11 protein-coding genes and 1 tRNA gene are annotated in these 12,611 nt (G+C 33.4%); 3 read left to right on the top strand and 9 right to left on the bottom strand.

The window, feature by feature from the left end:
* Positions 1 to 70 precede the first annotated feature (70 nt).
* From ACFS3A_RS21615 to ACFS3A_RS21605, 3 genes are all read right to left on the bottom strand, one after another.
* Entirely contained in the window at positions 71 to 1,378 is a 1,308-nt protein-coding gene (locus tag ACFS3A_RS21615) for a Fic family protein (RefSeq protein ID WP_379827641.1), read from the bottom strand.
* 156 nt (positions 1,379 to 1,534) lie between these two features.
* Positions 1,535 to 1,621, bottom strand: a tRNA-Ser gene (locus ACFS3A_RS21610).
* A gap of 50 nt (positions 1,622 to 1,671) precedes the next feature.
* Positions 1,672 to 2,553: a LysR substrate-binding domain-containing protein gene (locus ACFS3A_RS21605; RefSeq protein WP_379827640.1), complete on the bottom strand. Its 882-nt coding sequence runs from the start codon at positions 2,551 to 2,553 to the stop codon at positions 1,672 to 1,674.
* A gap of 90 nt (positions 2,554 to 2,643) precedes the next feature.
* On the opposite strand from ACFS3A_RS21605, the gene ACFS3A_RS21600 reads away from it, so the two are divergent.
* Complete coding sequence (locus tag ACFS3A_RS21600) at positions 2,644 to 3,888, top strand: MFS transporter (protein WP_379827639.1); 1,245 nt, start codon at positions 2,644 to 2,646, stop codon at positions 3,886 to 3,888.
* Positions 3,889 to 4,274: 386 nt separating this feature from the next.
* Here ACFS3A_RS21600 and ACFS3A_RS21595 read toward each other — a convergent pair whose 3' ends face one another.
* The 6 genes from ACFS3A_RS21595 to ACFS3A_RS21570 all read right to left on the bottom strand — a co-directional run bounded on the left by ACFS3A_RS21595 (position 4,275) and on the right by ACFS3A_RS21570 (position 10,706).
* Positions 4,275 to 5,303 carry an asparaginase gene (locus ACFS3A_RS21595; protein ID WP_379827638.1) on the bottom strand — a complete coding sequence of 343 codons (1,029 nt, stop codon included), beginning with the start codon at positions 5,301 to 5,303 and terminating at the stop codon, positions 4,275 to 4,277.
* Positions 5,293 to 6,429, bottom strand: a complete 1,137-nt coding sequence (locus ACFS3A_RS21590; RefSeq protein ID WP_379827637.1) for a 1-acyl-sn-glycerol-3-phosphate acyltransferase — start codon at positions 6,427 to 6,429, stop codon at positions 5,293 to 5,295. Before ACFS3A_RS21590 ends, ACFS3A_RS21595 begins: the two co-directional genes overlap by 11 nt.
* A 64-nt stretch (positions 6,430 to 6,493) precedes the next feature.
* Positions 6,494 to 7,273, bottom strand: coding sequence for a TatD family hydrolase (locus tag ACFS3A_RS21585; RefSeq protein ID WP_379827636.1), 780 nt, complete (start codon positions 7,271 to 7,273; stop codon positions 6,494 to 6,496).
* 338 nt (positions 7,274 to 7,611) lie between these two features.
* On the bottom strand, positions 7,612 to 9,255 hold the full coding sequence (locus ACFS3A_RS21580) for a S41 family peptidase (protein WP_379827635.1): 1,644 nt from the start codon (positions 9,253 to 9,255) through the stop codon (positions 7,612 to 7,614).
* A 138-nt stretch (positions 9,256 to 9,393) separates the two neighbouring features.
* Complete coding sequence (locus tag ACFS3A_RS21575; RefSeq protein WP_379827634.1) at positions 9,394 to 10,119, bottom strand: tetratricopeptide repeat protein; 726 nt, start codon at positions 10,117 to 10,119, stop codon at positions 9,394 to 9,396.
* 2 nt (positions 10,120 to 10,121) lie between these two features.
* Positions 10,122 to 10,706, bottom strand: coding sequence for an RNA polymerase sigma factor (locus tag ACFS3A_RS21570; protein WP_379827633.1), 585 nt, complete (start codon positions 10,704 to 10,706; stop codon positions 10,122 to 10,124).
* A 130-nt stretch (positions 10,707 to 10,836) separates the two neighbouring features.
* Here ACFS3A_RS21570 and ACFS3A_RS21565 point away from each other — a divergent pair, with 130 nt between their 5' ends.
* The gene (locus ACFS3A_RS21565) at positions 10,837 to 11,136 is read left to right on the top strand and encodes a hypothetical protein (protein WP_379827632.1); all 300 of its coding nucleotides are present in this window, start codon (positions 10,837 to 10,839) and stop codon (positions 11,134 to 11,136) included.
* A 435-nt stretch (positions 11,137 to 11,571) separates the two neighbouring features.
* The gene (locus ACFS3A_RS21560) at positions 11,572 to 12,543 is read left to right on the top strand and encodes a hypothetical protein (protein WP_379827631.1); all 972 of its coding nucleotides are present in this window, start codon (positions 11,572 to 11,574) and stop codon (positions 12,541 to 12,543) included.
* Positions 12,544 to 12,611: the final 68 nt, after the last annotated feature.

The raw sequence follows: 12,611 nt of genomic DNA, 5'->3' as shown, positions 1-12,611 counted from the left end.
TTTATTGTAAAAAGAGATTTCAGGTTTGAAATCTCTTTTTTGTTTAGTTACATCAAACAAATTGTAAAATTTATTTGATCTTATATTTTACCAATAAGGATTCAAAATTTTCGGAGCGTACAAAATTCTGTTTAATCTTGTTTACTTGAATTACCTCTAAAAATTTCATTTCTACCAACATATTCAAGTCTGTTCTTGCTGTATATTTTGATACTTGAAAACGATTTTCTACTTCTTTTACTGTAAAAATACTTTCCGGTTCATCAAAAATGATTTTCAACAATTGTGCCTGACGCTCATTAACATTGGGAATTCTAATGAAACTTACAATTTGTAAATTTTCTTTTTGCTTTAACTGGATATATTCTTTCAAAGCTTCAAAAGATTTATCCATTACTTTTAAATGATATGTCATAAAATAAGTCAAATCATTTGCATCGGCTTCGGTATATAAATAAGCTTTTTCATATTGAGTTTTACTATCCTGAATAATTTTCGAAATAGATAAATATTCTGTTAACCAATAGCCTTTTTTTAATAAATACCAGTAAAATAAAGCACGTGCAGTTCTTCCGTTTCCATCAGTAAAAGGATGTATATATCCTATCATAAAGTGAATTACAATAGCTTTTAGAATTGGATGAATAAATGTTTCTTTTGTATCAGTATTAAAAAAATCACATAAATCTTTAATCAAACTTTCCAATTCACTATTATTGGGTGGTGTATGAACCACTTCTCCATCAACATGATTCACCACATGAACATCATCAGATGTTCTGAAAGCTCCTTCTTCTTTTTTATCTTCTAAAGTATCGCAGGATATTAAACCATGAATATATAATAACTTCTCAGGTGTTAAATCATCGTTGCGATTCTGGGTAATATGTTTGATTGTAAGATAATTATTTACAATCATTTGTTCCGACTTTGTTTTTGGCTTTACTTCTTTACGAAGCATTTCTTTCGCCTTTTTACGTGTAGTATTAGCTCCTTCGATCTGACTGCTCGAAATTGCTTCTTCCATAATAGTACTTACTAAATATCTTGTCTTATCAGCATTTGGAACCACATTTTTAGCTCCCATATAACCGCCAATATGCATATCAAAATAATGAAGAATTTTTTGAATATAATCTGTAGTCACATAATTAAATTGATACTTATCAAAATTTATGTTTTTATAATTTACTGCACGAGCCATCTTTACGGCAGACCATAATTGTTCTGGTTCTAAATCTGGAACTTTTTTATATTTCAGTTTATCCCAGTACAAATACTCATTATTAATCTCTTTAATTTTCAAAACCATATCTGGTTTATTTACCAATGCAAATATCTTTGTAGTGAAGTGCACTTTTGGGGCATTTTCGATCATAATGAACAATTTTACAAAAACAAATATAAACAAAAATAGGGAGATTTAAACAAAATCTCCCTATTTTTACAGTTTTCCGTAATTCCGTTTCCTTATATCTTAAGTGATAAATAAAAAAAACCTGCAAAAATTAATTCACAGGTTACTTAAAATTCGCAGAAAGGAAGGGATTCGAACCCTCGATACAGTTACCCATATACTAGCTTTCCAGGCTAGCTCCTTAAACCACTCGGACACCTTTCTATTTTGGTCTGCAAAGAACAAAAAAAAAATCGAGTTATACAACGTAAATTTTAAGATTCGTTGATGCTTTTACTAAATTCTTCCATAAACAATTTTACAGCCTTCTTTTGATAGCTCCCAATTGTCAGCATAAACGAATCCCGCTTCGTTACAACGCCCGTAATCTGAATGGCTTTTAGACTGTGCTCCCAGCCTTTTAATGCTTTTTCAGCTACAATTGTTGCCCAGTCGCTGTTTTCTACCATTTGCAGTAAGGCATTAATGGAATTTAATTCTATGGAAATCTTCGGTTTCATATGATGTTTTACAAAAAGAATTTCTACATATTCTCTGGAATTTGATCCTTTTCCCGGAAGAATCAGCGGCACTTCTTCTATTTTCTTAAAGGGTATTTTTTCTAAAGAAGCTAAAGAATGTTTTTTTGAAACCGCCATTACCATATTGGATGTAAACAAAGGCACTTTCTGAATTGGCGGACCAATCTCATGCGATGAAATTACCAATACTAAGTCTAATTCATTATGAATCAGTTTTTGTTCTAAGGATTCTGTTGTACCGTAATCTACTATAATTCTTAAATTTTGATATCTTTTGGCAAAGGTATTCACAACAGGCAGCACCAATAATCCGAAAATATACGTAACACCTATTCGAAGTTCGCCTCCAATCATTTCGTTCAAATCTTCAATGGCTTGTTTTCCGTTTTCTACATTTTCTACCACTTTTTTAGCGTGAATTAAAAAAACGGAACCTGCTTCTGTCAATTGTACTTTTTTTCCAATTCGCTTGAACAAGGGCATTCCCAATTCTTCTTCGAGTTTTTTTATTTGCTGCGAAAGCCCTGATTGTGTTACAAAACATAATTCCGCCGCTTTGGTAAAGTGCAAAACCTCAGCCGTTTTAATAAAATATTCCAATTGATAGATTTCCATATTGATAAGTTTTACTACTTATTATCAGTAAAATTATTAATTTTTCTAATGAAATCATAATCCCGACCTTTGTATCAAATAATTAAGATCATGTTTAAAGCCTTAAAATCTAAAAATTTCAAGTTGTTCTTTTACGGACAATCTGTTTCAGTAATCGGAACCTGGATGCAAAAAACAGCCGTGAGCTGGATGGTGTACAGTATAACGGGATCTGTTTTTCTCTTGGGATTGGCAACTTTTTTAAGTATGATTCCGTCTCTTTTTCTGGCGCCTTTGGCAGGAAGTATAATCGGACGTTACGACAGACATAAAACATTATTGTTTCTGCAATCTCTTGCTATGCTTCAGGCAGGAACTTTAGCTTTGCTGATTTATCTTAAAATATACAATATCAACTTCATTTTAGCATTAAGTTTAATTCAGGGAATTATCAACGCTTTTGATATGACCTGCCGCCAAACCATGATGATTGATATTGTGGACAACAAAGAAGATCTTCCAAATGCGGTTGCTCTTAATTCTACAATGAACAACTTTGCGCGTATTGCCGGTCCCGCTCTCGCCGGAATCATTCTGCACGAATACGGAGAAGACATCTGTTTTATTGGAAACTTCATAAGCTACGTTCCTGTTTTGATTTCATTACTATTAATGAAAATCACACCTCATATTAAAGCTGAAAACAAATTAAATATGCTGGACGATCTTATTGAAGGTCTGGATTATGTGAAAAAAGAAACCGAAATGGCCAGAATGCTTTTGATGCTTACCTGCAGCAGTTTGTTTGTGATTTCGTTCAATACACTTATGCCCGTTTTCGCCAAAGATATCTTCAGCGGAAATGCAGAAACTTTTAGCTGGTTTGAAAGTGCTGCCGGAATTGGTTCTGTTTTATCTGCTATTTATCTGGCCAATTTAAAATCTGCTGAAAATATGAGCAAATTATTGATCGCAGCAAGTTTACTTCTGGGTTTCAGTGTAATTATTTTAGCGGTTTCAAATAGCATCACTGTCGCTTTGATCTGTATGACTTTAAGCGGAATCGGAATGATGGGACAAACTTCATCTATTAATATTTACATTCAGACACATAGTATTGTTAGTATGCGTTCCAGAAGTATCAGCTACTTTATGATGGCCTATCAGGGAATGATTCCTGTGGGAAGTTTAATTATCGGATATGTTTCTCACTCGCTTGGTGTAAGAGCAACGGTTGCTATTCAGGGAATTATTTGTATTCTTTCTGTTTTGGTTTATGCTTATTACAAAAAACATAAATCAACTGAAGAAGATTTAGAAACTTGTCCTGTACCTTATCAAAACTCTAAAAATTAAATTTCAAATTCCTATTTTCCACAATCTTGTCATCCTGACGAAGGAAGGATCAGACTAGTAATTTCCGCATGTAAAAGTGTCCAATCTTTGTCGAGCTCCTTGTGTGATCCTTCCTTCGTCAGGATGACAAATTGGAACGATTAAACAAGATTCTCAATAAAAAATCCCAAATTCCAATTATCCACAATTTTGTCATTTCGAGAAACGAGAAATCAAACGCGGGATTCTACAAAGATTGGCGACATACTTTCCGGAGTTTCTTGTGTGATTTCTCGTTCCTCGAAATGACAAACTGGAACGGTTAAACGAATTTCTCAATAAAAAAAAATCCCAAATTCCAAAACTAAAGTATGGAATTTGGAATTTTAAATATTGGAATTTTGAAACTATGAAATCTCTCCTCTAAGTGCAGTCTCAAAAATCTCTTTAAAACCGTTTTGCGGAATATTATGTCCTAACAAGTACATTAATTTTGTAATAGCAGCTTCTGTCGTAATGTCTTTTCCTGAAATAACGCCAAGCGATTTTAAAGCTGTACTGGTTTCGTATTGTCCCATGTTTACACTTCCGCCTGAACATTGTGTTACGTTTACAATATGCATTCCCGATTTGATGGCTTTTTCTATTAAATTCAAAAACCAGTCTTCGGTTGGAGCGTTTCCGGAACCATACGTTTCCAGAATAATTCCTCTTAAACCTTTTGTGGAAAGGATTGAAGCCAAAACGATTTCGCTCATTCCCGGGAACATTTTTATAATCGCAACATGATTGTCTAAATTCTTATGAACAATCAGTTTTGCGTCTTTGTTTATTGGAAGAAATAAATGTTTATTCAATTTTAAATGCACACCAGATTCTACCAATTCAGGATAATTTGGTGCTGTAAAAGCTCTGAAATGTTCTGCATTTACTTTTGAAGTTCTGTTTCCGCGGTATAATTTATATTCAAAATACAAACATACTTCTGTAATAACAGGTTTTCCGTTTTCCTGAAGAGAAGCAATCTGAATCGCTGTAATCAGGTTTTCTTTGGCATCAGTGCGTAAATCTCCAATTGGTAATTGCGAACCTGTAAATACTACTGGTTTTGACAAATTCTCCAACATAAAACTCAATGCTGAAGCTGAATATGACATTGTATCTGAACCGTGAAGTACCACAAATCCGTCAAAAGAAGCGTAACTTTCCTCGATAATAGTGGCAATTTTTGTCCACATTTCGGGATTCATATTGGAAGAATCTATTGGATGTTCGAATGAAATGGATTCTATTTCACAATCCAATTGTTTGATTTCAGGAATTTTCTGAATTAATTTGCCAAAATTAAAAGCTTTTAAAGCTCCTGTTTCAAAATCTTTGCTCATACCGATAGTTCCTCCGGTATAAATCAATAATATTTTAGCTTTAGATGACATCTTGGTATTTTAATTTATTGACAACCGGATTGGCATACATAGCCAAAAATCCTTGTCTTGTCACAGGATTATCACTTCCGATACGCATTTCTAAACGACGCTCAAAAAGAGACTTTTCGCTCTCTTTGTATTTATCAGAAAATCGGTCTGTTTCGTTCAAAATATCGTAAGCTATAAAATTAGTTGGCCATAATTGATAGTTCTTAATAATAACATCATCAATCGTTTGTGCCAATGCCAGAACCTGCTTGTTTGCATTGTCATTTTCGGCTACAATCTGATCAATTTCTGTATCTAAAACATCTCCGACAGAAATATGTATTCTTTTTTTAGTTCCCATGATACCGCTAATGATATTCATGAAATCTTCGTTTTTATCTTTTACGTAAACTTCATTATTGGCTTCGGCCATTAACTGTGGCATTTTCAGAACGTCAGTCGGATCGTATTCGTAGGAGATAGAAACCGGAACTACTTTTAATTTCTTAAAGTAATCCATTAAATTTTCTTCGTCAGATCCCATTCCAATCATTTTTAAAACTCCCGGATTGGTTTCATCATTTCCGTCTTTTGTTCTTCCTTCTTTCTGAGCAATCCAAACCGAACGATTTTCGCGAAGCAATAATTGTCCCATATACTCTGAAAGAAGCTTAGAACTTTGCAGCATTTCACGAGGTGTTAATCCTCTTAAAACCAAAAAGTTTCTGTTCAATTTTGCTAAAGTTGCCAGGAAAGCTTTCTTTACTAAATTATCTCCAATTGCAGATGCCGTCATCACTAAACCATGTTCAAACAAACATACATTTAATAGCGTCGTATCTAAAAGAATATCTCTGTGATTGGATATAAATAAGTAAGAAGTATTCGGTTCTAATTTTTCAAAACCTGAAGTTGTTAAGCCTTCAGAGCTTTTTTCTAAAACCTTCTGAATTGTGTTGTAAATAAAATTGCATTGAAAATCACGAATAGAGTGTGTTTTCTTTAATTGATCTTTCCAAACCTCATCTTTTACATCCGGAAAAGTAAAGTTCATCATGGTTTTCATCATCGGATGATTAACAACACCATGAAGTGCTTCATTTATTTCAGAATCATAAAAAGGTCGAATGGCATCAAATTTCTGCATTATTTATATTGATTTTAAGTGGGCAAAAGAACAAAAAAAAAATTACATTAAAGTAACGAATAGATTAAATCCCGAAAACGTCCTTCGAATTCCGGGTTGTTATCGTTGCTATTTCATCTTCAGAAACTTCGTAAATCGTTGCCAGTTTTGAAATTACATTCACTAAATAACTACTTTCATTACGTTTTCCACGGTACGGAATTGGCGCTAAATAAGGAGAATCTGTTTCCAAAACAATATGTTTTAAATCGATTTGATTCAAAAACTGATCGATTTTCCCGTTCTTAAAAGTAACAACACCGCCGATTCCTAATTTCATATTATAGGAAATAGCCTGCAAAGCCTGTTCTAAAGTTCCGGAAAAACAATGAAAAATCCCAAACAAATCTTCTGATTTTTCTTCTTCAAGCACTTCGAAAATTTCATCAAAGGCTTCACGACAATGAATTACAATGGGTAATTTGTATTGTTTTGCCAGCTGAATTTGTTTTTTAAAAGCAATCTGTTGTTCTTTTAAATGTGTTTTATCCCAATATAAATCGATTCCGATTTCACCTACAGCATAGAATTTTCTTTTTGCCAGTTCATTTTCAACGTGCGTCAATTCTTCCAGATAATTATCTTTCACGTAAGTGGGATGCAAACCCATCATTAAGAATACGTTATCCGGATAATTTTTCTCTAAATCGTACATGGATTGAGTTGCTGCGGCATCGATAGCAGGAATAAAAAAACGGGTCACTCCGGCATCAATAGCACGTTGAATCATTTCGTCACGATCCTGATCAAATTCTTCAGAATATAAGTGCGTGTGGGTATCGGTAATAATGGGTGTTGAATTCAATGGTATAAATTTAAAGCCGTCAAAAATACGACAATATTAAAAGAATACCAATTTTGTAGAGATTACGGAACGCGGATTTGACTGATTCACTTCGTGAAACCGCGGATAAAAACGGATTTCTTTATTTTCATTTTGAAAAATTACACTTAAAATGAGAAAAACCTTTGTCTAAGTTTAGAAACTTTGCCAAAGGTCGCTCTAAATTCTCTTTCGTTTTTTATCCTCTTAAGGAACGAAGAATCTCAAAAGTAGTTTCGCAAAGAAAACCCCCATTTTTTCTGACGATCAACTAATGTGATCCTTCGTTCCTCAGGACGATAAACTGAATTAATAAAATGTTATTTGTTTGTTTCAATAAATAATAAAGCACGGTCTAAAACTTCATCTTTTCCTTCCTGAATGCCTTTGATTGTTGGCTTTACTTCAATATCAGGAACTATGCCAATTCTTTGGGTTTCGCGCCCATCCGGATAATAAACTCCGATTCCTGTATATCTTGTATGAAAAGTTTTAAAATCAAGCTCAGTTACATTTCCGTCAGCTCCGGCTGTCTGACTTCCTATAATTGTTGTATTGCTCGCTGTCTGAAAACACATTGCAGTCCATTCTGCCTGACTTAGGGATTCTTCATTTAGCAATACAATAACTTTTCCTTTGTAATGATCTTTGTTTTCAGCCCCACAAGTTGATCCTTCTGTCCACTTAAATCTTCCCGGATAACTAAAATCAGGATATGTATAAATGGCAAATTTTTCTTCATGTGCATTTAAGAAATTAGCAATATCATAATAGGTTCCATTTGGATAATTTCGCATGTCAAAAACAATTGCTTTAGTTTGCTTTAGTTTTTCGATCATAGCAGGAATATTGGCACTTTTAATAATGCCCATATCTACATATCCAATATTATTTTCCAGGAGTTTAAACTTTTCCTTTTTTTTCTGAGCGCCTTTTTTGAATTCATTTCTATGAGAATCATGATAATTAAACCATCTCATTGCTTTTGTTGTGTATTTGCCGTCTTTTAAAAACTCAACATTCACATTGTCTGAATAGCCGTTTAAAATTCTTCTAACTACTTTGTTTAAAAGTACCGCTTCATTTGACGCTGCGCATAAATCTCTATTTTCAGCAATAAGCGCTGCGATTGTTTTATCATTTACTTTTGTAATTACATCTCCTACTTTTATATCATCGGCTTGAGCCAGGCTATCTGCTAGTATTTGAGTAACAACTATTTTATTGTCAATTATTTTGCCTCTAGCTGGAAAAAATCGCCTATTCTCATCAAAAAAGCCACTCTTATAAGGAACAAATTCAACATGACTATCATCAAGCTTTGCGGCTACTTTTGTCATTACATTAAAGAAATCTTCTTCATTCTGCGCTTTAATAAGCAATGGAATTGCATTTTCTAAAGTCAAATCCCATTTTTGATCCATTAAATACTTATAGGGAAAATAATATTCTACTAAATTCCAATACATAAAAAACCATAAGATTCGGGAATTTTGATTATCAAACTTCAGATCAAAATAATTTCCATTTTTAAGCGGATTATACCCCGGACCAATTTCCTCATCGGTTTGAAACCTGTTTTCTTCAACAAATTTTAATTTCTTAGAAAGCTTCTTTGAAAACAATTTATTGTTAAACCAGCTTAAATTGAAATTTTTATCAAAATACTTTACCTCTTTTGACACTGCTATTGGCGCAATTTCTTTTACCGGACCAAGATCATCAATCCAGTTTTCCAGAATTAATGAAAACTCTTCTTTGGTTTGTGCTTTTTCTATTTTAGGCAATTTCTCTAAAAGCTGATTGTCCCAATTGATTTCTCCATTGGCTACTTTTGGATGATAGTATTTTAAGAAACCCCAAACTTTGCAAGTTGCCACAAGTTTTTCTGTTTCAGTGATTTTAGCAGCACTGAAAACAGTTTGAGAAAATACGATAAAAAGAAATAAAATAATCTTTTGCATCAATTAATCCGGTTAAGTTTTAAATTGTTTTGGGACAATTCTTATAAAAAGAAAATCGAATTTAGAACTAAAATTCCAAATTCGATTGAGGTTTTACGTAAAGACCGCATTTTTTTTATCGATCTCCCTAAATTTTAACTAATTTAACTCTTCTAGCAGTTGTTCAACATCATCATAATCTTCAAAATCTTGCGAAATAGTCTGCAGAATTTCCTGGCATTCTTTATATTTTCCTTGTTTAAGTTTAGATAAAGCCAGATTCCATTTTGCTTTTTCTTTGTAAGCAGAATTTCCTGACTCTAATTCTTTAAAGATAGTTTCTGCCTTTACATATTTACCAACTTGTAACAACGAAATTGCATAGAAATATTGAATTTCCAGTGAATTATTTTCTTTTAAAATGGCTTCAAAAAGCGGCACTGCTTTTTCATATCTTTTTCCATTGAAATTATCTTCAGCTTGCTTTAATGTTTCTTCAGAAACACCTCTTTCGGTAAAATAAGCGCTTTCTGGATGGTTATAATCTTCAAAATTAGGGTAATGTTTATAGTCAAAGAAAAACAATCCGAACATAATCACAACGGAAGCTGCCGCAGCAAAATACCAAGGTTTAAGCGAAACTACTTTGCTTTGCTTTTTATTGAAATATTTATCGGAGATTCTACCCAGGTTTTCTTTAAAAGCTTCTCGTTCTGTTTCTAATCCGAATTTATTGTCTAATTGAAAATGCATTTCTTTGAAAGTCTCAAAAGACGATGCCAGTTCGGGATCTTCTGTCAATTGTTTCTCCAAATTGTTTTTTTCATCAACGGTCAGTTCGCCCTGAAGATATTGATCAAATAATATATAGCGTTCTTCGTTCATGATTAATTGTTTTTTAAAGAGTTAAAATTTTTCGCTTCCTGAATCCACTGCGTTAACTGCCCCACACATAACGATTTCTTTTTTCGAACATAACCATACGTCACATTGAGTTTTTCGGCTACTTCTTCCATTGATTTTAAACTGAAACTGAGTTTTAAAACTTCCTGACATTTCTCTCCGAGTTTCTGAAACATGGTATCAAAAAGTTGTTGTTTTTCGTCAAATTCTTCTGTTTGAGCAATTAAATCATGCGCAGATTCATTACTAGATACCACGTTCTCATAAATTGTTACCCCTTTGTTCGATGATTTTTTCAGTTCGTTCAGCCAGCGTCTTTTGCACAATAAGAAAAAGTAAGCGTCAAACGGACAAGTAAGCTGCAGTTTATTGGCTTTGGCCTGATTAAAAAGCAAAATCATAATTTCCTGAATCACATCCTGAGCCTGATCTTTATCTCCCGAGTTATTGGTGATAAACAAAACCACCTTGGGCGCATACTTCTTATATATCATTTCAATAATTACCGAATCATTTGCGGCAAGTCCGTCGATATATTTTTGGTCAGGATGAATTTTATTTTGATCCATAAAAAATGTTTTAACAGCTAATTTAAAAAAAGAATCTCAAAAATTTTCAAAAACAACGGGTAACAATAATTCAACGAATTGTATATAACGAAACAAAAGTCTTTTAAAAACCTTTAAAAAATTAAAAGAAATGGAAAGTTACCAATTTGTAAATGAGAAAAACCTGGACCGATTCTATGAGATCATCGCCGCCAAAACGCGCAATGGTTTTGTAATTACAGAACAAAATGAAAAACTGCCTTATGTGGTTTTATCCAAAGAAAAAAAATCCATAAACCATGCACTGCATTTATTTATCAGTTTCATGACTTTAGGTTTTTGGGTAATTATCTGGATTTATCTCATTCTGAATTTCTCCCGTAAAAGAGACATTTTGGTAGCCGTTGACGAAGACGGAAATTTCTTTGAAGACAAATGCCTTTCTGCTTAAATAAGAAATATGACTACCCATTACTCGTAAAAACAGGGTATCAATTATACCAACTTTCATAATGATCTGTCTAATCGGACGCGGATTAGACAGATTCGCTATCGCGAAGACGCGGATTAAGACGGATTTTTTCATTAATCAATTTAAAAAAATTTAAGTGCTAAATCTGTCTTAATCCGTGTTTTTACGAAGTAAATCTGTTTTATCCGCGTCATATATATCCTTTAGTGAATTATTAGTCTGCCTATAGTCATATAAAAAAAACAAAAATAAAGGGTAACAATTTTTAAAGCCAATTGATATAACGATATAAAAAAATATTTTTTGAAAACAAGGGTAACAAAATCAAACCCAAATTGATTTAACTAAAAATTAATTAACCAAATCTGAAAACTACTTGAAACGATCAAGCCAGATTTATAAAAACTAGAAATTATGAAAACAAATTTTAAAAAGATCGGACTTTTAATATTAGCAATGACAACTTTTGCAAGCTGCGACGATACAGACGGAGATAATATTAAACTTTCTCCTCCAACAGCTGCCGCTTTTAAAAGCATCAACGAAAAAGGAGTAAAAAGAAACACTCAAAATTTTACCATGACAGCGGGGAACGGAGTAGTAACTTTAACTTCCGCAAAGGGTGTCAAGCTTTACATTAACGGAGATTGTTTAACTAAAAACGGAAATCCTGTTACCGGACAAGTGGATATTGAATACATTGAACTTTTTGATAAAGGAAATATGTTAGTGACTAACAAACCAACAATGGGAATTATGCCAGACGGAAAGAAAAATCTCTTGATTTCCGGAGGAGAATTCTTCATCAAAGCAACTCAGGGGGGAGTCGAATTACAGACCTCATGCTACATGAACATGATTGTTCCAACGGCATTAACGAATGGTTACGATAACTTAATGACTTTATGGACTGGAGTTATTGATGAAGATGGTGAACTAGCCTGGAAAGATGGCAGAGGCGCAGACGGAAAAGGCGGCGTTCAAGGCGAAGGAAACAATTACTATGTGACTTTTGGAAACTTTGGATGGACAAATGTTGACCGTTTCTACAGCGATCCAAGACCAAAAACAACCATTTTAGTTGATGTTCCAGAAGGATACGATAATACTAATAGTGCTGTATATCTTTCTTATGATGGCGAAGGTAACAATGCGCTTGCAAAATTAGACACTTACACAGCCGAAGGATTATTCAGCGAACACTACGGTCAGATTCCGGTTGGTCTTGCCTGCCACATCATTTTCGCAACCGAAGATAATGGTAACTGGAGATACGCAATAAAAGGAGTAACAACTACATCAAATGCCGTTTATACCTTTACACTAGCCGAAACAACAGTCGGTACAGAAGACCAGCTGGTTGCTGCAATTAATGCCATTCAGTAACTTTCAAATGCTTTTTTTAAGAAAAAGTGGTGATTTGCTCATCACTTTTTTTTACATTTAATCCTGTT

The sequence above is a fragment of the Flavobacterium notoginsengisoli genome (assembly GCF_042686225.1).
Classification (GTDB): Bacteria; Bacteroidota; Bacteroidia; order Flavobacteriales; family Flavobacteriaceae; genus Flavobacterium; species Flavobacterium notoginsengisoli.
Note: the sequence above shows the minus strand (reverse complement) of the source record. Positions and strands in the feature narration are given on the sequence as shown.